This window comes from Bradyrhizobium sp. UNPF46, from assembly GCF_006658625.1.
In the GTDB taxonomy this organism is placed as follows: domain Bacteria; phylum Pseudomonadota; class Alphaproteobacteria; order Rhizobiales; family Xanthobacteraceae; genus Bradyrhizobium; species Bradyrhizobium nitroreducens.
In genome coordinates, this window is the sequence record NZ_LFJB01000125.1 from 1 (window position 1) to 18,940 (window position 18,940).

The following is an 18,940-nucleotide window of genomic DNA, read 5'->3' on the forward strand; positions in this document are numbered from 1 at the left end:
ACACCGGTTCGCGTGAAGAAAACGCGTCAAAACAAGAATCTAGAGCTTCGGTTCTGATTCAATCAGAACCGAAAATGCTCTAGCCGCGCCCGCGATAGGGCGCGACGCCTTGCTCCGGCACCCACAGGCCCTTCGGCACGCGGCCGGTCTGCCAGAACACGTCGATCGGAATACCGCCGCGCGGATACCAATAGCCGCCGATGCGCAGCCATTTCGGCTTGATCTCGCTCGCGATGCGCTTGCCGATCATCACGGTGCAATCCTCGTGGAAGGCGCCGTGATTGCGGAAACTCGCGATGTAGAGTTTCAGCGATTTCGACTCCAGCAGCCAGGCACCCGGCGCGTAGTCGATCATCAGATGCGCGAAATCCGGCTGGCCCGTGACCGGGCACAGCGAGGTGAATTCCGGCACGGTGAAACGGACCAGATAGTCGGTGCCCTTTTGCGGATTGGGCACGCGGTCGAGCTGGGCCTTTTCGGGCGCATCCGGCCATTCCACCTCACGGCCAAGCTGCAGGGCAGCCGGGTCCAGGCTTGAGATCTTCGATTTGCTGGGTTTTTTCGACATGAGGCCGCCTCCGAGCGGCCCTCTTAGCCAATCATCCGGCGGCCGTCACCCGGCCTTTTCCACCTCGATGCATTGCGGTAGAAGCACCGCCAACTGCCCCCTTTGTTTCTCGAAATGAGGCTCTCATGACCGCCATCATCGACATCATCGGCCGCGAAATCCTGGATAGCCGGGGCAATCCCACCGTCGAGGTCGATGTCGTGCTGGAGGATGGCGCGCTCGGCCGTGCCGCGGTGCCCTCGGGCGCCTCCACCGGCGCCCATGAGGCGGTGGAACTGCGCGACGGCGACAAGGCCCGCTATCTCGGCAAGGGCGTCACCAAGGCGGTCGGCGCCGTCAACGGCGAGATCTTCGAGGCGCTCAGCGGCCTCGACGTCGAGCAGCAGGCCCAGATCGACCAGATCATGATCGACCTCGACGGCACCCCCAACAAGAGCCGGCTGGGCGCCAACGCCATCCTCGGCGTCTCGCTCGCCTGCGCGAAGGCCGCCGCGAACTCGCTCGACATGCCGCTCTACCGTTACGTCGGCGGCACCTCGGCGCGCCTGCTGCCGGTGCCGATGATGAACATCATCAACGGCGGCGTGCATGCCGACAACCCGATCGATTTCCAGGAGTTCATGATCCTGCCCGTCGGCGCGTCCTCCTTCGCCGAGGGCCTGCGTTACGGCGCGGAAGTCTTCCACACGCTGAAGTCGGAGCTGAAGAAGGCAGGCCACAACACCAATGTCGGCGACGAGGGCGGCTTTGCCCCGAACCTGCCGTCGGCCGACGCCGCGCTCGAGTTCGTGATGAACGCAATCGGCAAGGCCGGCTTCAAGGCGGGCTCCGACATCGTGCTCGGCCTCGACTGCGCCTCGACCGAGTTCTTCAAGGACGGCAAATACGTCTATGAAGGCGAGGGCAAGACCCGCTCGATCTCCGAGCAGGCCAAGTATCTCGCCGATCTCGTCGGCCGCTATCCGATCGTCACCATCGAGGACGGCATGTCGGAGGACGACATGGACGGCTGGAAGGAGCTCACCGACCTGATCGGCAAGAAGTGCCAGCTGGTCGGCGACGATCTGTTCGTCACCAACGTCAAGCGCCTCGCCGACGGCATCAAGACCGGCCGCGCCAACTCGATCCTGATCAAGGTCAACCAGATCGGCACGCTGACCGAGACGCTCGCCGCCGTCGAGATGGCGCACAAGGCCGGCTACACCTCGGTGATGTCGCACCGCTCCGGCGAGACCGAGGATTCCACCATCGCCGACCTCGCGGTCGCCACCAATTGCGGGCAGATCAAGACCGGCTCTCTTGCGCGTTCCGACCGCACCGCCAAATATAACCAGCTCCTGCGCATCGAGCAGCAGCTCGGCAAGCAGGCGCTGTACGGCGGCAAGGCCGCACTGAAGGCGCTGGCATAAGCCGGCGCCTCGACTCGCGAGAAGACGAACAGGGGAGGATCGACATGAGCGACGGCACGTCCGGACTGCAACTGCGTTCGCTGTTGAAAAAGAGCGGCGAGCTGGAATTGTCCCTCGTGAATGTCCCGACGCCGGAGCCGGCCGACGACGAGGTCGTGGTTCGCGTCGAGGCGACGCCGATCAACCCCTCCGACCTCGGGCTCCTGATCGGGCCCGCCGACATGTCGGCCGCCAAGGCCTCCGGCACCAAGGAGATGCCGGTCATCACCGCGATGATGCCGGAGGCGGCGATGCGGATGATGGCAGGTCGGCTCGATCAGTCGCTGCCGGTCGGCAACGAGGGCGCCGGCACGGTGATCCGGACCGGCTCGTCGGATGCGGCGAAGGCGCTGATGGGCAAGACGGTGTCGATGATCGGCGGCGCCATGTACTCGCAGTACCGCGTGCTCAAGGTCCGCGACGTCATGGAGCTGCCGGCGGGCACCACGGCCGCGGACGGTGCGTCCTGGTTCGTCAATCCGCTGACCGCGCTCGGCATGACCGAGACGATGCGGCGGGAGGGCCACAAGGCGCTGGTGCATACGGCGGCCGCGTCCAATCTCGGCCAGATGCTCAACAAGATCTGCATCAAGGACGGCATTGGCCTCGTCAACATCGTCAGGAGCAAGGAGCAGGCCGAGATCCTGCACAAGATAGGCGCCAAATACGTGGTGGATTCCAGCGCGCCCAGCTTCACGGACGATCTCACCAACGCGCTGGTCGAGACCGGTGCCACGATTGCCTTCGATGCCATCGGCGGCGGCAAGCTGGCCAGCCAGATTCTCACCGCCATGGAAGTTGCGGCCAACAAGACCGCGAAGGAATACAGCCGCTATGGCTCCAACGTGTACAAGCAGGTCTATATCTACGGCAGCCTGGACAATCGTCCGACCGAATTGAACCGGTCGTTCGGACTGACCTGGGGTGTCGGCGGCTGGCTGCTGACGCCGTTCCTCCAGAACATCGGTCCGGCCGAGATCGGCCGCCTGCGCCAGCGCGTGGCGTCCGAGCTCAAGACCACCTTCGCCAGCCATTACACCAAGGTGGTGTCGCTGGCCGAGGTGCTCGATCCCGCCAACATCGCCGTGTACGCCAAGCGGGCCACCGGCGAAAAATTCCTCATCAACCCGAACAAATAATCAGGGTTTGCGAGGACGGAGGATTCCGGGGCGCGGCGGCCCGGTTGACGCATCATGCCTGAGCCGTGGGACGAACAACGATCTCGCCGACGTCCACATTGTCCGGTTGGCGTATCGCAAAAGCGATGGCTTCGGCGATGGCACTCGCCGGAATGGCGATTGCCTTCATGGCCGCCTGTCCCTGTTGCCTTAGCTCGGAATCCGTCATCGAGGAGGGGAGCTCGGTGTCGACATAACCGGGAGAGATGGTCGTCACGCGAAGCGACGGACCGGCTTCCTGACGAAGCCCCTCGGAAATCGCCCTGACGGCGTTCTTCGACCCTGCATAGACTGCCATCGTCGGAACGATCTTGATTCCGGCGGTCGACAGCGTGTTGACGAAATGACCGAAGCCCTGACGTCGAAAGACAGGCAAGGCCGCGGCGATCCCGTAGAGCACGCCCTTCACGTTCACGTCGATCATGTCGTCCCAGTCGTCGACCCGGAGGTCGTCGAGGCGGGAGATCGGGGCAATCCCCGCATTGTTGATCAGGACGTCCAGCTTCCCGTATCGCTCTGTTGCAAGTCCGACGAGGCCGGCAACATCTTCGCGCTGCTTGACGTCGGTGACGAGATAGGACGCTTTTCCGCCCTTCGAGACGATGCTCGCGGCGAGCATCTCCAGTCTCTCGGAGCGTCGCGCGCCGAGGACCATGACGGCGCCGTGCTCTGCGAGATGCCGGGCGGTCGCTTCGCCAATTCCGCTGCTGGCGCCCGTGATGGCGATGACCTTGCCTGCGATACCCGTCATGGCTGTTCCGTTCAGTTCGTTTGCAGGACGAACGTCGCATCGGAAGCGAAGATGATCTATGCTCAAGCGGGTCGAAAATCGTCGAGATCGGATCAAGCCTTGGACAAGCTCGCGGCCAAGCATCTTGGCAAGACATTGGACCCTCTGTCTCAGGTCTTCTCACTCCTGGACGTTCGCGCCGCGCGTTGTACGAGGTTCGAGGCGGGCGGCAGGTGGTCGTATCGGTTCCCGGCAAAGCCCGCCCTGAAGTTCGGCGCTGTGGTTCAAGGCGAATGCTGGATCGATTTCGGCGATGAAGCCCGTCATCGGCTCGCCTCCGGCGACTGCTTTCTTCTCTCCAATGCGCCGGCCTATGTTCTGGCCAACGACGAGCACCTTGCTCCCGCGGATGGTATCGCGGCGTTCGATTGGGCGCAGTCGGACGTCGCGCGCCACGGCGGCGGCGATACCGTGTTGCTCGCCGGCAGTTTCGGCTTCGAACCGTCGGACGCCGAATTGCTGCTCGACGCGCTTCCGCGCTTTCTGCTCATCCCGTCACGCAGTCCGCCGGCGCCCGTCATTCAGTCCACGCTCGGGATTCTCGACCTCGAAATCAGGGGCACGGGAATTGGAGCGGCGGTGCTCACCAACAGGCTGGCCGACGTCCTGCTGGTCCAGGTGCTTCGTGCGGCGTCGGATCAGACCGACGGCGAGGGACTCGGATGGATCAATGCGCTGGTCGATGCCCGGATCGGCAAGGCAATTGGGCTGATGCACGCAGACGCCGCTCACCCCTGGACCCTGGACGCATTGGCCGGCGCGATCGCCATGTCGCGATCTGCGTTTTCGAAGCGGTTCAAGTCTCTGGTCGGGCTGGCGCCGCTCGACTATCTGCTTCGCTGGCGCATGCGGCTGGCACGCGACCAACTGCGGCTTGGCGCCAGCGTTTCAGCAACCGCCGCGCGGCTGGGATATTCGTCGGAGAGCGCCTTCGGGCACGCCTTCAAGCGAGTCTACGGCCAGGCGCCGAAGCGATACTGGCGTAGACAGGCAATAGGCGAAAAATTCCTCATCAACCCAAAAAAATAATCGTGATGTGCGAGGGCACGTCGCCGAAGGAAGGTCTTGCCTTCTGAGCAAAGCGGGAGATTATTCCGCCGCCATTTGAATGCGGAAAACCGCAAGGGCTCAGAAGGGGACCTCTCCATGACCGATCTCAATCGTCGTCATTTGCTCGCTGGCGCCGCCGTCGTCGGTGCGGCCGCGGTAACCGGCCTCCGACCGGCCGCCGTCAATGCCGCAGTGCCGCAAGCCGGGACGCAGGCGCCGGGCTTCTATCGCTACAAGGTCGGCGCCTTCGAGTGCACCTCGATCAATGACGGCGCGCGCACCTTCCCGATGCCGGACAAGTTCGTCGCCAACAAGCCGAAGGAAGAAGCGCTGGCGGCGGGCGAGGCGGCCTACATGCCGAAGGGCATGGTCACGGTGCCGTTCAACCCGCAACTCATCAACACCGGCTCCAAGCTCGTCCTGATCGACACCGGCAACGGCGTTGCCAATTTGGAGGCGAGCAAGGGCGCGGTCGGGCGCACCCTGCAAAACCTCCAGGCAGCCGGCATCGACCCGAAGAACATCGACGTCGTGCTGCTCTCGCATCTGCACCCCGATCACACCAACGGCATTCGCCTTGCCGACGGTGGGCTCGCATTCCCCAATGCCGAGATCATGGTGCCGGGCAAGGACTGGGAGTTCTGGACCAGCGAGGACAACGCCGCCAAGGCCGAGTCCAACCCGATGATGAAGAACTACTTCGCCAACGTGAAGAAGACTTTTGCCGGCCTCGAGTCCAAGGTCACAAAGTTCGAGTGGGGCAAGGAAGTCGCGCCGGGCATCACCTCGATCGCCACCCCGGGACACACACCGGGTCACACTTCGTTCGCGGTCGCCTCGGGCGATGCCAAGGTGCTGATCCAGTCTGACGTCACCAACATCCCCGAATTCTTCCTGCGCAATCCCGACTGGCACGTGATGTTCGACAATGATGCCGCGCTGGCGCAGGAGACGCGTCACAAATTCTACGACATGGCGGCAGCCGAGAAGGCGACCGTGGTCGGCTTCCACTTCACGTTCCCGTCGGTCGGTCATGTCGAGAAGGACGGCGCCAAATACCGTCTGATCCCCTCGGCCTGGAATCCGACGATCTGAGCCGAGTTGGACATTTGCGCGATGATCGGGCCGCCGCCTGGCGGCCCGATTGTTTTGGGCGACCATCCGCTTTCGTGAAACGCTGCGTTTCCAAATCGAGCCGGTTCATGCACTTGCATCCAATGATCCGGATCGCTTAAGTGCCCTCCGGCACTTTCCTCAAGGTTTCAAGGACACCTCATGGCCTACAACATCGTCGTTATCGCCGGCAGCCTGCGCAAGGAGAGCTTTTCGCTGAAGATCGCCAACGCGCTCGCCAAGCTCGCGCCCGGCTCGCTCAAGCTCGAGGTGATCACGCCGGCCGGCATCTCGTTCTTCAATCAGGATCTCGAAGGTGCGCCGCCCGCGGACTGGCTGGCCTTCCGCGACAAGCTTCAGAAGTCGGACGGCGTCATCTTCGTCACGCCCGAATACAACCGCGCCATCCCGGGCGTGCTGAAGAATGCCATCGACGTCGCCTCGCGGCCCTATGGCAAGAGCTCGTTCAACGGCAAGCCGGTCGGCATCATCTCGAACTCGCCGGGCCCGCTCGGCGGCGTCAGCGCCGCCAAGACGCTGCAGAACATCCTGCCGGGCATTGCCGGCCCGATCATGCAGCAGCCGGAGACCTATCTGAACGCGGTCGGCGATGCCTTCGATGCGGACGGCAATCTGACCAAGGACTCGCTGAAGCCCGTGCTCCAGGCCTATATCGACGCCTTCGCCGCGCACGTCGCCAAGCATCACGGCTGAGGCCGAACCTGTCATTCCGGGGCGGCTCGAAGAGCCGAACCCGGAATCTCGAGATTCCGGGTCCGATGCTGCGCATCGCCCCGGAATGACAGCTTACCCAGAGTTAGCACTCCCTTAACCAACCTGTCCCATCTTCCCAAGATGGTCTCCCGCGCGCGCCTGAAATCGATCCTGACCGGCCTTGCCCTCTATGCGATGGCGGCCGCCATCGTCGGCTATTTCGGCGTCAACGCCTATACCGGCAAATACGGCCTCAACGCTCGCCAGGAACTCGACCAGGAGATCATCGCGCTGACCAGCGAGCTGGCCCAGCTCAAGCGCGAGCGCGCCAGGAGCGAGCAGCGGGTGTCGCTGCTGCGGTCCGAGCGGATCGACCCCGACATGCTGGACGAGCGGGCGCGCTTCCAGCTCGACTACGTCAATCCGCGCGATCTCGTTCGGATGATCCCGGCGAAGTAGCGCTTTCCGCAAGCTTCGAAACCGACACGAAAGCAGCTAGCGAAAATCCAGCCGCCGTGCCCGGTGCTCCTGCGAAGGTCGTAAGTCTGGAACCCGCCGGCTGCCTTGACGGCGGCGCCGCGGCGGGCTCATGGCTTCTGTGACGCTCTTCCGAAGTTGACCCAGATCAACCAAGCGGCGCCAGCGCGTTCTAGTCTGCCAACCGGAGGAAACAGTGGTGAATGGGTCAATGCCCCGGCATCACGCGGCCCGTGTCGAGGCCGCCATTGCGTCGGGCCAGGCGGCTCGGTCCGCGCTCGTGGCCTCGTGGCGCCGTTCCTCCAGATTGCATCACCTCGATCCCGGCGGCCGTACCTCGCCGATGCGGCTGACCGAAGCCGAGCTGCTCCAGGCGCGCGAGCGCATCGCGCCGCTGCTGGCCGCGGCGCAAGGGGCGATGGACCGGCTCTATCAGGCCGTCGGCGCGAGCGGCTGCTGCGTACTGCTCGCCGACGGCGAAGGTGTGCCGGTCGACCGTCGCGGCACGCCGGCGGACGATGCGACGTTCCAGTCCTGGGGCCTGTGGACCGGTGCGCTCTGGAGCGAGGAGCACGAGGGCACCAACGGCATCGGCACCTGCCTCGTCGAGCAGCGCCCGCTGACGATCGACCGCGACCAGCATTTTTTCGCCCGCAACACGCTTCTGAGCTGCACCGCCGTTCCGATCTACGACCATGAGGCCGCGCTCGCGGGCGTGCTCGACGTGTCCTCCTGCCGGGCCGACCGGACCGACGCGTTTGCCAGTCTGATCGCGCTTGCGGCAGGCGAGGCGGCCAGGCGTATCGAGGCCGATCTGTTCCGCCGGGCCTTCGCCCATGCCCGCATCGTGCTGACGCAAGCCGCGGACGGCCAATGCGGAGGCCTCGTCGCGGTCGATGCGGACGATCTCGTGATCGGCGCGACCCGCTCCGCCCGGGCAGCGCTCGGTCTTGCCCCCAGCCGGGCATTGCAGCCGGTGCCCGCGGCCGATCTGCTCGGCGGCGATGCCGCACGCGATCATCTCGCCGGCGGTCAGCGCGCGGTGGTGCAGCGGGCGCTGCTCCGGGCCGGCGGTAACGTCTCGGCGGCCGCCAAGGCCCTCGGCGTCAGCCGCGCCACGCTGCACAGGAAGCTGAAGCGGTTCGAGCTGAACCACTAGGCTCTACCGTTTACCCAGACTCCGATCTCGTGCCCCGGACGCAGCGCAGCGCGTCGCCCTTGCGACGTGGTGCGCTGCAGAGCCGGGGCCCATGTCTCCGCATTCTCCCGTGCCGCCTCTGGGTCCCGGCTCGCGCAGCAACGCAAGAGCGTTGCAGCGCGTCCGGGACACGAGGGCGGCGTCGCGGCATGACTGTCGCAGAACTGCGACAGGTCGCCGCCGCCATCGCTTTCCCCCGGGCTGACAGACGACACCTCCCGCGACATCGTCCGCGCAAGTCGCGAGCCACGCGACGAATTGCGCAAACAGCAAACATCGGGAGTGATCAATGAACAAGGTGGAATTCCTCAGCGTCACCAAAGTTCCCTTTGCCGAACGCTACGACAATTTCATCGGCGGTAAGTTCGTCGCGCCGATCTCGGGCAAATATTTCGACAACGCTTCGCCGGTGAACGGCCAGATCGTCTGCAAGATCGCGCGCTCGGACGCGCAGGACGTCGAGCTGGCCCTCGACGCGGCGCATGCCGCCAAGGGCGCCTGGGGCCGTACCAGCGTCGCCGAGCGCGCCGCGGTCCTGAACCGGATCGCCGATCGCATGGAAGAAAATCTCGAGCGTCTCGCCATTGCCGAGACCTGGGACAACGGCAAGCCGATCCGCGAGACCCGCGCCGCCGACATCCCGCTCGCGATCGATCACTTCCGCTACTTTGCCGGCGTCGTGCGCGCCCAGGAAGGCTCGATCGGCGAGATCGACCACGACACCATCGCCTATCATTTCCACGAGCCGCTCGGCGTGGTCGGGCAGATCATCCCCTGGAACTTCCCGCTGCTGATGGCCTGCTGGAAGCTTGCGCCCGCGCTCGCCGCCGGCAATTGCGTCGTGCTCAAGCCCGCCGAGCAGACCCCGGCCTCGATCATGGTCTGGGTCGAGCTCATCGCCGACATCCTGCCATCAGGCGTGCTCAACATCGTCAACGGCTTCGGCCTCGAGGCCGGCAAGCCGCTGGCCTCGAGCCCGCGCATCGCCAAGATCGCCTTCACCGGCGAGACCACGACGGGCCGGCTGATCATGCAATACGCCAGCCAGAACCTCATTCCGGTCACGCTGGAGCTTGGCGGCAAGTCGCCGAACATCTTCTTCAAGGACGTCACCGCCGAGGACGACGATTACTTCGACAAGGCGATCGAAGGCTTCGTCATGTTCGCGCTGAACCAGGGCGAGGTCTGTACCTGTCCGAGCCGGGCGCTGGTCCACGCCGACATCTATGACCGCTTCATGGAGCGCGCCTTGAAGCGCGTCGCGGCGATCAAGCAGGGCGACCCGCGCGATGCCACCACCATGATCGGCGCGCAGGCATCTGGCGAGCAACTGGCGAAGATCCTGTCCTACATCGACATCGGCAAGCAGGAGGGCGCCAAGGTGCTCGCCGGCGGCGGACGTGCCGAGCTCGGTGGCGATCTCGCCGGCGGCTTCTACGTCAAGCCGACCGTGTTCGAGGGCCACAACAAGATGCGGATCTTCCAGGAGGAGATTTTCGGACCCGTGGTCTCGGTCACGACCTTCAAGACCGACGACGAAGCGCTCGAGATCGCCAACGACACGCTCTACGGCCTCGGGGCCGGCGTCTGGAGCCGCGACGCCAACCGCTGCTACCGCTTCGGCCGGGCGATCCAGGCCGGCCGCGTCTGGACCAACTGCTACCACGCCTATCCCGCCCATGCCGCGTTCGGTGGCTACAAGCAGTCGGGCGTCGGTCGCGAGACCCACAAGATGATGCTCGATCATTATCAGCAGACCAAGAATCTCCTGGTCAGCTACAGCCCGAAAAAGCTCGGCTTCTTCTGATCGGGCAGAGCGGGCGGCGCTGTTTTGGCGCCGCTCGTTCCGGCAAATGGGAGCCGGCACGTTCGGCGTTAGATTTGTTGCCCGATCAGCGCCAAAGATTTTGCAATATTTCGACCACGTTGCACTGCGGCATAATGAAAGCCGTGGCATGCCGTAGTGGCGCTTTCCAACGGTGTTTGACTTGGGTTAGAGAGGACGAAAGTTTTCTCTGACCCGGAATTCCCATGGCCGCACCCAAGAAAGCCGCCGCAAGCACTCCACAGGACAAGACCGACGGCGGTTCGCCCCCGGAATTCACCAGGGAGCAGGAGCTCAAGGCGCTCCGCGACATGCTCCTGATCCGGCGGTTCGAGGAAAAGGCCGGCCAGCTCTACGGCATGGGCGCAATCGGCGGCTTCTGCCATCTCTATATCGGCCAGGAGGCCGTGGTGGTCGGCATGCAGATGGCCCTGAAGCAGGGCGATCAGGTCATCACCGGCTATCGCGATCACGGCCACATGCTCGCCACCGGCATGGACGCCAACGGCGTCATGGCCGAGCTCACGGGCCGCCGCGGCGGCTATTCCAAGGGCAAGGGCGGCTCCATGCACATGTTCAGCAAGGAGAAGCACTTTTACGGCGGCCACGGCATCGTCGGCGCGCAGGTCTCGCTCGGCACCGGTCTCGCCTTCGCCAATCACTATCGCGGCAACGACAATGTGAGCGTCACCTATTTCGGCGACGGCGCGGCCAACCAGGGCCAGGTCTATGAGAGCTTCAACATGGCGGAGCTCTGGAAGCTGCCGGTGATCTACGTCATCGAGAACAACCGCTACGCCATGGGCACCGCGGTCTCGCGCGCCTCGGCACAGCAGGATTTCTCCAAGCGCGGCGTCTCCTTCAACATTCCCGGCAAGCAGGTCGACGGCATGGACGTCCGCGCCGTCAAGGCCGCCGGCGACGAAGCCGTCGCCTGGTGCCGCGCCGGCAAGGGTCCCTTCATCCTGGAGATGCAGACCTATCGCTATCGCGGCCACTCGATGTCCGACCCTGCAAAATATCGCACACGCGAGGAGGTCGAGAAGGTCCGTCACGACCAGGATCCGATCGAGCAGGTGCGCAACCGCCTGTTGGCCGCCAAGGTCAGCGAGGCCGATCTCAAGGCGATCGACGCCGAGGTGCGCGACATCGTCAACGCTTCGGCCGATTTCGCCCAGCATGATCCCGAGCCGGATGCCGCCGAGCTCTGGACCGACGTTTACCGCTGAACGCGCGCTAGCTTTCTTTTGGAGAAGACATGCCAATTCAAGTGCTGATGCCCGCGTTGTCGCCCACGATGGAGAAGGGCAACCTCGCCAAATGGCTGAAGAAGGAAGGCGAGACGATCAAGTCGGGTGACGTGATCGCCGAGATCGAGACCGACAAGGCGACCATGGAGGTCGAGGCGACCGACGAGGGGACGCTCGGCAAGATCCTGATTCCCGAGGGCACCGCCGATGTCGCGGTGAACACGCCGATCGCGACCATTCTCGCCGATGGCGAAAGCGCCGCCGATCTCGCCAAGGCGCCTGCGCCGGCGAAGCAGGAGAAGGCCGCGGAGTCCGCGCCGCCCGCTGCCGCCAAGAGCGAAGCCCCGCAGCCCAAGGCGGCACCCGCGCCGCAGGCCGTCGCCGAGCCCGATCCCGAAGTGCCCGCGGGCACCGAGATGGTGACGCAGACCATCCGCGAAGCCTTGCGCGATGCCATGGCTGAAGAAATGCGCCGCGACCCCGACGTCTTCGTGATGGGCGAAGAGGTCGCCGAATATCAGGGCGCCTACAAGGTGACGCAGGGCCTGCTCCAGGAGTTCGGCCCCAAGCGCGTGATCGACACCCCGATCACCGAGCACGGCTTTGCCGGCGTCGGCGTCGGCGCGGCCATGACCGGCCTCAAGCCGATCGTCGAGTTCATGACCTTCAACTTCGCCATGCAGGCAATCGACCAGATCATCAACTCCGCGGCCAAGACGCTCTATATGTCCGGCGGCCAGATGGGCTGCTCGATCGTGTTCCGCGGACCTAACGGTGCGGCAGCCCGCGTCGCCGCCCAGCACAGCCAGGATTATTCGGCCTGGTACTCCAACGTCCCCGGCCTCAAGGTCGTCGCGCCGTTCTCTGCCGCCGACTACAAGGGCCTGCTCAAGGCCGCGATCCGCGATCCCAATCCGGTGATCTTCCTCGAGAACGAGGTGCTCTACGGCCACACCGGCGAGGTGCCCAAGCTCGACGACTTCATCATCCCGATCGGCAAGGCGCGCATCGCGCGTTCGGGCAGCCACGTCACCATCATCTCCTGGTCGAACGGCATGACCTATGCGCTGAAGGCCGCCGACGAGCTCGCCAAAGACGGCATCGAGGCCGAGGTGATCGATCTGCGCACGCTGCGCCCGATGGACACCGAGACCATCATCAACTCCGTCAAGAAGACCGGTCGCGCCGTCACGGTTGAAGAGGGCTGGGCCCAGAGCGGCGTCGGCGCCGAGATCGCCGCGCGCATCATGGAGCACGCCTTCGACTATCTGGATGCGCCGGTTGCGCGTGTCTCCGGCAAGGACGTGCCGATGCCCTATGCCGCCAACCTGGAGAAGCTCGCGCTGCCCTCGGCAGCGGAAGTCGTCGAGGCCGCCAAAGCCGTCTGCTACAGGTAGATCATGGCGGGCCCGAAGGAGCAGCCACTGCCGCCCGACGTCCTCGCCCGCGACGACGCGGTCGAGATCCTGCGCGTGTTCGTGCTGGATGGCGGGCTGTCGATGGCGTTCCAGCGTGCCTTCGAAGAGCCTGACATGTGGGGCTTGCTGCTCGTCGATCTCGCCCGCCACGCCGCGCGCGCCTATGCGCGCGAGAGCGAATACACGGAAGAGGACGCCTTGAGCCGGATCCTGGACATGTTCCAGGCCGAGATCGAGCGTCCGACCGACACCGGCACGACGACGCCGCGCGGGAAGGGGCACTGACCTTGGCAATCGAATCCTATCATTTCGATTTCATGCTGGAGGCGATCCGCGAGGCGCAGGACTCGATCGCGCAAGGCGGCCTGCCGATCGGCGCCGTGCTGACGCGCGACAACAAGATCATCGCCCGCGGCCACAACAACCGCGTGCAGGAGAACAACCCGATCCTGCACGGCGAGATGAGCTGCCTGCGCGAAGCTGGCGCGATCTCGTTTCACGACACCGTCATGTACACCACGCTGTCGCCATGCGCGATGTGCGCCGGCGCGCTCGCTTTGTTCAAGGTCAAGCTCGTGGTGATCGGAGAGTCCGTCACCTTCGAGGGCTCCAAGGACATTCTCGACAAGTTCGGCATCCCCTGGATCGACCTTGCCGACGACCGCTCCATCAGCATGATGAAGAATTGGCGTTCCATCCCTGCCAATGAGCGCCTGTGGCAGGGCGACATCGGCAACTAAACCTGGTCGTCTTCGCTGTCGGAGACGACGTATTGCAAAGTTCTTCTTGAGGTCAGCATGCCCATCAACATCCTGATGCCCGCTCTCTCGCCGACGATGGAGAAGGGCAACCTCGCCAAGTGGCTGAAGAAGGAAGGCGACAAGGTCAAGTCCGGCGACGTCATCGCCGAGATCGAGACCGACAAGGCGACCATGGAGGTCGAGGCCATCGACGAGGGCACGATCGCCAAGATCCTGGTGCCCGAGGGCACGCAGGACGTCCCGGTCAACGACGTGATCGCGGTGCTCGCCGGCGAAGGCGAGGACGTGAAGGCTGCAGGCAGCGCCAAGCCCAGCGCGTCGGCTGCGCCGCCGAAGGCCGAGAAGCCCACTGAAGCTCCCGCCGCTGCGCCGGCGCCTGCACCGGCCGCGCCCAAGGCTGCACCGCCGCCCGCCGCCGCTCCGGCGCCGCAGGCCGCAGCTCCAGCCGCGCAGAGCAACGGCCATGCCGGCCGCGTGTTCTCCTCACCGCTCGCCCGGCGTCTCGCCAAGGAAGCCGGCATCGACGTCGGCATGGTCAGCGGCACCGGCCCGCACGGCCGGGTCGTGGCGCGCGACGTCGAGCAGGCCAAGTCCGGCAAGGGTCTCAAGGCGCCCGCCGCGGCACCGTCCGGTGCGCCCTCGATCGCGCCGACCATGTCGGACAAGCAGATCCTGTCGCTGTTCGAGCCTGGTTCCTACGAGATCGTCCCGCATGACGGCATGCGCCGCACCATTGCGCAACGCCTGACCGCGTCGATCCAGAACGTCCCGCACTTCTACCTGACCATCGACTGCGACATCGGCAAGCTGCTCGCCGCGCGCGAGGAGATCAACGCTGCCGCGCCGAAGGACAAGGAGAAGAAGCCGCTCTACAAGATCTCGGTCAACGACTTCGTCATCAAGGCGATGGCGGTGGCGCTGCAGAAGATCCCGAACTGCAATGTCAGCTGGACCGAAAGCGGCATGGTCAAGCATCACCATTCCGACGTCGGCGTTGCCGTGGCGATGCCCGGCGGCCTGATCACCCCGATCATCCGGAAAGCGGAGACCAAGACCCTCTCGACCATCTCCAACGAAATGAAGGATTTCGCCGCCCGAGCCCGCTCGCGCAAGCTGAAGCCAGAGGAATATCAGGGCGGCACCACCGCGGTCTCCAACCTCGGCATGTACGGCATCAGCCACTTCACCGCCGTGATCAACCCGCCGCATGCGACCATCCTCGCGGTCGGCACCAGCGAGGAGCGTCCTGTCGTGCGCGGTGGCAAGATCGAGATCGCGCACATGATGAGCGTCACTCTCTCCTGCGATCACCGCGCCATCGACGGTGCGCTCGGCGCCGAGCTGATCGGCGCGTTCAAGCAGCTGATCGAAAACCCCGTGATGATGATGGTCTGACGCCGCGGCAGAGGGGGCAACCTTGCATGTCCGTACCCGCTGGCCATGGATATCGCTGCTGCTCGGCGCCGTCGTCGCGCTCAACCCGATTGGGCTCGACTTTCTTCACTCTGCGTTCTTTGCCGGAGAGCAACTGGCACGGAACATCGCTCAGCCCATCGTGCTCGCCGCGCTGGCCGTCCTAGGCCTGGTGGTGGTGCTCGAATGGCTGGTGAGATCTTTTCTGGTCAAGCGCCGCGCTCGCGGCGCCTCTTGAGTTGAACGGGAGCCGCCATGGCCGACACATCCTTCGACGTCATCATCATCGGCTCCGGTCCCGGCGGCTATGTCGCCGCCATCCGTGCCGCCCAGCTCGGCCTCAAGACCGCGATCATCGAGAAGTCGTATCTCGGCGGCATCTGCCTGAACTGGGGCTGCATCCCGACCAAGGCACTGCTGCGCTCGGCCGAGATCTATCACTACATGCAGCACGCCAAGGATTACGGCCTGTCGGCCGACAACATCTCCTACGACCCGAAGGCGGTGGTGCAGCGCTCGCGCGGCGTCTCGAAGCGGCTCAACGACGGCGTCGGCTTCCTGATGAAGAAGAACAAGGTCAGCGTGATCTGGGGCGCGGCCTCGATCGACGCCCCGGGCAAGGTCACCGTGAAGAAGTCCGACGTCGAGGCGCCGAAGGGGTCGCTGGGCGAGGGGAGCTATCAGGCCAAGCACATCATCGTCGCGACCGGCGCGCGGCCGCGCGTGCTGCCCGGGCTCGAGCCCGACAAGAAGCTGATCTGGACCTATTTCGAGGCGATGGTGCCGGAGCGGATGCCGAAATCGCTGCTGGTGGTCGGCTCGGGCGCGATCGGCATAGAGTTCGCCTCGTTCTTCAAGACCATGGGCTCCGACGTCACCGTCGTCGAGGTGCTGCCGCAGATCCTGCCCGTCGAGGACGCCGAGATCGCGGGCCTTGCCCGCAAGCGGCTGGAGAAGCAGGGCATCAAGATCATGTCCTCGACCAAGGTCACGAAGCTTGAGAAGAAGGCCGACAGCGTCGTTGCGACCATCGACGACGGCAAGGGCAAGCCCGTCACGACCGAGTTCGAGCGCGTGATCTCGGCGGTTGGTGTCGTCGGCAATATCGAGAATCTCGGCCTCGAGAAGCTTGGTGTCAAAACCGACCGCGGCTGCATCGTGATCGATGGCTACGGCAAGACCAACATTCCCGGCATCTATGCCATCGGTGACGTCGCCGGGCCCCCGATGCTCGCGCACAAGGCCGAGCATGAGGGCGTGATCTGCGTCGAAGCGATCAAGGGGTTGCATCCGCACCCCATGGACAAGAACCTGATCCCGGGCTGCACCTATTGCCATCCACAGGTCGCCTCCGTCGGCCTCACCGAAGCCAAGGCCAAGGAGAGCGGCCGCGAGATTCGCGTCGGCCGTTTCCCCTTTGTCGGCAACGGCAAGGCGATCGCGCTCGGCGAGGACCAGGGCCTCGTCAAGGTGATCTTCGACAAGAAGACCGGCCAGCTGTTAGGGGCCCACATGGTCGGCGCCGAAGTGACCGAGCTGATCCAGGGCTACGTCGTCGCCATGAACCTGGAGACCACGGAAGAAGAGCTGATGCACACGGTGTTCCCGCATCCGACGCTGTCGGAGATGATGAAGGAAGCGGTGCTGGATGCGTATGGACGGGTGTTGAATATTTGACCGCTCGTCATGCGCGGGCTTGACCCGCGCATCCATCCAGCGAAGCGCTCTTCGTGAGATGGATTGCCGGGTCAAGCCCGGCAATGACGGAGGCTAGAAACTGGCAACAAGGAAGAAGAAAGAATCGAGCCATGCACGACAACGACAACCTCACCATCGAACGCCCAACCTTCGTCACCCATCTCGAATGCGCGATGGAGGGCGATCATTACGCCGCCGACCAGGTTCACAACCTCTCCAAGGCCGGCAAGCCGCTGCTGGTGCGCTACGACCTCGCAGGCGTGAAGAAGGCGCTGACCAAGGACGCCCTCGCACAGCGACCCGGCGACATGTGGCGCTATCGCGAGCTGCTGCCGGTGCGCAAATGCCAGGACATCGTCTCGCTCGGCGAGGTCACGACGCCGCTGATCCGGCTGCCGAAGCTGGCTAAGAAGCTCGGCGGCGGCGAGATCATCGTCAAGGACGAGGGACGCCTGCCGACCGGCTCGTTCAAGGCACGCGGCCTCGTGATGGCGGTGTCGATGGGCAAGGCGCTCGGCATCAAGCACATGGCGATGCCGACCAACGGCAATGCCGGCGCGGCGCTCGCGGCCTACGCGACCTCCTGCGGCATCAAGACCACGATCTTCTGCCCGGCCGATACGCCCGAAGTGAACGTCAGCGAGATCGAGCTGCAGGGCGCGACCGTCTACCGCGTCAACGGCTATATCGACGATTGCGGCAAGATCGTCGGCGAGGGAAAAGCAAAAGTCGGCTGGTTCGATACCTCGACCTTGAAGGAGCCGTACCGCATCGAAGGCAAGAAGACGATGGGCCTCGAGCTCGCCGAGCAGCTCGGCTGGGACGTGCCCGACGTGATCTTCTATCCGACCGGCGGCGGCACCGGCCTGATCGGCATGTGGAAGGCGTTCGACGAGCTCGAGAAGATCGGCTTCATCGGTTCGAAGCGCCCGCGCATGGTCGCGGTGCAGGCTTCGGGCTGCGCACCGATGGTGCGTGCTTACGAGGCCGGCACCGAGCACGCCACGCGCTGGGAGGACGCCCACACCATCGCCTCCGGCATCCGCGTGCCGCAGGCGATCGGCGATTTCCTCATCCTGCGCGCGGTGCGCGAGAGCAAGGGCTTTGCGATCGCCGTCGATGACGACAAGATCTCCGCGGCGCTCAACGAGGTCGCGCGCGAGGAGGGGCTGCTGCTCTGCCCCGAGGGCGCCGCGACCTACGCCGCCTACAAGGAGAGCCTTGCCGACGGCCGCGTCTCGAAGAGCGATCGCGTCATGCTCTTCAACTGCGCCACCGGCCTGAAGTACCCGTTGCCGCCGGTCACGCGTACGCTCGACCGCCACAAGCCGATCGACTACGCGCAATTCTGACTGTTCCGCCCCCGCCGATCAGGATCCGTCGTTGACCGATCCTGCCGCGCTGCGAGGCGGCAGCATGCGGGCCAAAGTGTCGTCTTTTTTCACGACGGCGTGCCAGAACGTCGCGCCGATATGCGCGGCGACCGTGGCGTAGACGAGCCAAGCAAGCACACCGTGGACGGCTTCGCCAAGATGAGCGACGACCTGATTGCCTGCAAACAGGCGCGGCAGATCGAACATCCCGAAATATTTCAATCGATAGCCGCCGGCTGAAGAGAACAAATATCCCGTAACCGGCATCGCGACGAGCAGACCGTAGAGCACCAGATGGTTCAATCCGGCCGCAAGCCGGACGAACGCACTGGAATCGTGCGGCATTGACGGCGCTTTGGTCACGGCGCGAACCAGAAGCCGCAGGATCGTCAGGAAAAGCAGCGTCTCGCCGAGCGATTTATGCACCTCGAGCAATTCTCGGCGCGGCGACGTGCCCGGCGACTGCAGGCCGCAATAGAGGCCGATCAGCATCGCAATGATGAACAGGATGGCAGTCGTCCAGTGAATCCACCGCAGCAGCGGCGCGTAGGATGGGGACGTTGATTCGATCGTCATGGGCTCGTGGTCATATCGTGCCGGCCAGAACGGCCAGCGACATTCCCAAGGACCGTTCGGCCCGCGGCTGATGCTGCAGGCCGCGACGAA

The 18,940-nt window shown here is 64.6% G+C and carries 19 protein-coding genes; 16 read left to right on the forward strand and 3 right to left on the reverse strand.

The annotated features are described in order from the left end of the window. Positions 1–79: 79 nt before the first annotated feature. Positions 80–568 (reverse strand): preQ(1) synthase, encoded by a 489-nt coding sequence (gene queF, locus UNPF46_RS36395; protein WP_100176871.1) that lies wholly within the window; start codon positions 566–568, stop codon positions 80–82. A 125-nt stretch (positions 569–693) separates the two neighbouring features. Between queF and eno the strand changes: the two genes are divergently transcribed. Both eno and UNPF46_RS36405 read left to right on the forward strand, forming a co-directional pair. After that, complete coding sequence (gene eno / locus UNPF46_RS36400; protein ID WP_142253241.1) at positions 694–1,977, forward strand: phosphopyruvate hydratase; 1,284 nt, start codon at positions 694–696, stop codon at positions 1,975–1,977. A gap of 44 nt (positions 1,978–2,021) precedes the next feature. Beyond that, on the forward strand, positions 2,022–3,155 hold the full coding sequence (locus tag UNPF46_RS36405; protein WP_142253242.1) for a zinc-binding dehydrogenase: 1,134 nt from the start codon (positions 2,022–2,024) through the stop codon (positions 3,153–3,155). A 52-nt stretch (positions 3,156–3,207) separates the two neighbouring features. Here UNPF46_RS36405 and UNPF46_RS36410 read toward each other — a convergent pair whose 3' ends face one another. Then, complete coding sequence (locus UNPF46_RS36410) at positions 3,208–3,945, reverse strand: SDR family oxidoreductase (RefSeq protein WP_142253255.1); 738 nt, start codon at positions 3,943–3,945, stop codon at positions 3,208–3,210. A 99-nt stretch (positions 3,946–4,044) separates the two neighbouring features. Between UNPF46_RS36410 and UNPF46_RS36415 the strand changes: the two genes are divergently transcribed. From UNPF46_RS36415 to UNPF46_RS36480, 14 genes are all read left to right on the forward strand, one after another. Beyond that, positions 4,045–5,013, forward strand: a complete 969-nt coding sequence (locus UNPF46_RS36415) for an AraC family transcriptional regulator (protein ID WP_245448243.1) — start codon at positions 4,045–4,047, stop codon at positions 5,011–5,013. 117 nt (positions 5,014–5,130) lie between these two features. Then, positions 5,131–6,129, forward strand: coding sequence for an MBL fold metallo-hydrolase (locus UNPF46_RS36420; protein ID WP_142253243.1), 999 nt, complete (start codon positions 5,131–5,133; stop codon positions 6,127–6,129). Between the two features lie 180 nt (positions 6,130–6,309). Continuing rightward, a complete protein-coding gene (locus UNPF46_RS36425; protein ID WP_142253244.1) occupies positions 6,310–6,861 on the forward strand; it encodes an NADPH-dependent FMN reductase in 552 nt (183 codons plus the stop codon). 141 nt (positions 6,862–7,002) lie between these two features. Further along, on the forward strand, positions 7,003–7,320 hold the full coding sequence (locus UNPF46_RS36430; RefSeq protein ID WP_028141594.1) for an FtsB family cell division protein: 318 nt from the start codon (positions 7,003–7,005) through the stop codon (positions 7,318–7,320). A 217-nt stretch (positions 7,321–7,537) separates the two neighbouring features. Continuing rightward, positions 7,538–8,497 carry a helix-turn-helix domain-containing protein gene (locus UNPF46_RS36435; RefSeq protein ID WP_174718895.1) on the forward strand — a complete coding sequence of 320 codons (960 nt, stop codon included), beginning with the start codon at positions 7,538–7,540 and terminating at the stop codon, positions 8,495–8,497. Between the two features lie 328 nt (positions 8,498–8,825). Then, positions 8,826–10,343: an aldehyde dehydrogenase gene (gene adh / locus UNPF46_RS36440; RefSeq protein WP_142253245.1), complete on the forward strand. Its 1,518-nt coding sequence runs from the start codon at positions 8,826–8,828 to the stop codon at positions 10,341–10,343. Positions 10,344–10,567: 224 nt separating this feature from the next. Then, on the forward strand, positions 10,568–11,590 hold the full coding sequence (pdhA, locus tag UNPF46_RS36445) for a pyruvate dehydrogenase (acetyl-transferring) E1 component subunit alpha (RefSeq protein WP_100176862.1): 1,023 nt from the start codon (positions 10,568–10,570) through the stop codon (positions 11,588–11,590). A gap of 29 nt (positions 11,591–11,619) precedes the next feature. Continuing rightward, positions 11,620–13,008: a pyruvate dehydrogenase complex E1 component subunit beta gene (locus UNPF46_RS36450; RefSeq protein WP_142253246.1), complete on the forward strand. Its 1,389-nt coding sequence runs from the start codon at positions 11,620–11,622 to the stop codon at positions 13,006–13,008. 3 nt (positions 13,009–13,011) lie between these two features. Continuing rightward, positions 13,012–13,314, forward strand: coding sequence for a DUF5076 domain-containing protein (locus tag UNPF46_RS36455; RefSeq protein ID WP_100176860.1), 303 nt, complete (start codon positions 13,012–13,014; stop codon positions 13,312–13,314). A gap of 2 nt (positions 13,315–13,316) precedes the next feature. Next, positions 13,317–13,769, forward strand: a complete 453-nt coding sequence (locus UNPF46_RS36460) for a nucleoside deaminase (protein ID WP_100176859.1) — start codon at positions 13,317–13,319, stop codon at positions 13,767–13,769. Between the two features lie 57 nt (positions 13,770–13,826). Continuing rightward, positions 13,827–15,185 carry a pyruvate dehydrogenase complex dihydrolipoamide acetyltransferase gene (locus tag UNPF46_RS36465; RefSeq protein WP_142253247.1) on the forward strand — a complete coding sequence of 453 codons (1,359 nt, stop codon included), beginning with the start codon at positions 13,827–13,829 and terminating at the stop codon, positions 15,183–15,185. Between the two features lie 22 nt (positions 15,186–15,207). Continuing rightward, positions 15,208–15,441, forward strand: a complete 234-nt coding sequence (locus UNPF46_RS36470; RefSeq protein WP_142253248.1) for a hypothetical protein — start codon at positions 15,208–15,210, stop codon at positions 15,439–15,441. 17 nt (positions 15,442–15,458) lie between these two features. Further along, positions 15,459–16,880 (forward strand): dihydrolipoyl dehydrogenase, encoded by a 1,422-nt coding sequence (lpdA, locus tag UNPF46_RS36475; protein WP_142253249.1) that lies wholly within the window; start codon positions 15,459–15,461, stop codon positions 16,878–16,880. A 131-nt stretch (positions 16,881–17,011) separates the two neighbouring features. Next, positions 17,012–18,253, forward strand: coding sequence for a threonine synthase (locus tag UNPF46_RS36480; RefSeq protein ID WP_142253250.1), 1,242 nt, complete (start codon positions 17,012–17,014; stop codon positions 18,251–18,253). Between the two features lie 18 nt (positions 18,254–18,271). Here the strand turns inward: UNPF46_RS36480 and UNPF46_RS36485 are convergent, their stop codons facing one another. After that, the gene (locus UNPF46_RS36485; protein ID WP_283811691.1) at positions 18,272–18,850 is read right to left on the reverse strand and encodes a cytochrome b; all 579 of its coding nucleotides are present in this window, start codon (positions 18,848–18,850) and stop codon (positions 18,272–18,274) included. Positions 18,851–18,940 lie beyond the last annotated feature (90 nt).

Bases quoted from the DNA above. Each gene is read 5' to 3' on its own strand.
- queF (WP_100176871.1), bottom strand. From the start codon at position 568: ATGTCGAAAAAACCCAGCAAATCGAAGATCTCAAGCCTGGACCCGGCT.
- eno (WP_142253241.1), top strand. From the start codon at position 694: ATGACCGCCATCATCGACATCATCGGCCGCGAAATCCTGGATAGCCGG.
- UNPF46_RS36405 (WP_142253242.1), top strand. From the start codon at position 2,022: ATGAGCGACGGCACGTCCGGACTGCAACTGCGTTCGCTGTTGAAAAAG.
- UNPF46_RS36410 (WP_142253255.1), bottom strand. From the start codon at position 3,945: ATGACGGGTATCGCAGGCAAGGTCATCGCCATCACGGGCGCCAGCAGC.
- UNPF46_RS36420 (WP_142253243.1), top strand. From the start codon at position 5,131: ATGACCGATCTCAATCGTCGTCATTTGCTCGCTGGCGCCGCCGTCGTC.
- UNPF46_RS36425 (WP_142253244.1), top strand. From the start codon at position 6,310: ATGGCCTACAACATCGTCGTTATCGCCGGCAGCCTGCGCAAGGAGAGC.
- UNPF46_RS36430 (WP_028141594.1), top strand. From the start codon at position 7,003: ATGGTCTCCCGCGCGCGCCTGAAATCGATCCTGACCGGCCTTGCCCTC.
- adh (WP_142253245.1), top strand. From the start codon at position 8,826: ATGAACAAGGTGGAATTCCTCAGCGTCACCAAAGTTCCCTTTGCCGAA.
- pdhA (WP_100176862.1), top strand. From the start codon at position 10,568: ATGGCCGCACCCAAGAAAGCCGCCGCAAGCACTCCACAGGACAAGACC.
- UNPF46_RS36450 (WP_142253246.1), top strand. From the start codon at position 11,620: ATGCCAATTCAAGTGCTGATGCCCGCGTTGTCGCCCACGATGGAGAAG.
- UNPF46_RS36455 (WP_100176860.1), top strand. From the start codon at position 13,012: ATGGCGGGCCCGAAGGAGCAGCCACTGCCGCCCGACGTCCTCGCCCGC.
- UNPF46_RS36465 (WP_142253247.1), top strand. From the start codon at position 13,827: ATGCCCATCAACATCCTGATGCCCGCTCTCTCGCCGACGATGGAGAAG.
- lpdA (WP_142253249.1), top strand. From the start codon at position 15,459: ATGGCCGACACATCCTTCGACGTCATCATCATCGGCTCCGGTCCCGGC.
- UNPF46_RS36480 (WP_142253250.1), top strand. From the start codon at position 17,012: ATGCACGACAACGACAACCTCACCATCGAACGCCCAACCTTCGTCACC.
- UNPF46_RS36485 (WP_283811691.1), bottom strand. From the start codon at position 18,850: ATGACGATCGAATCAACGTCCCCATCCTACGCGCCGCTGCTGCGGTGG.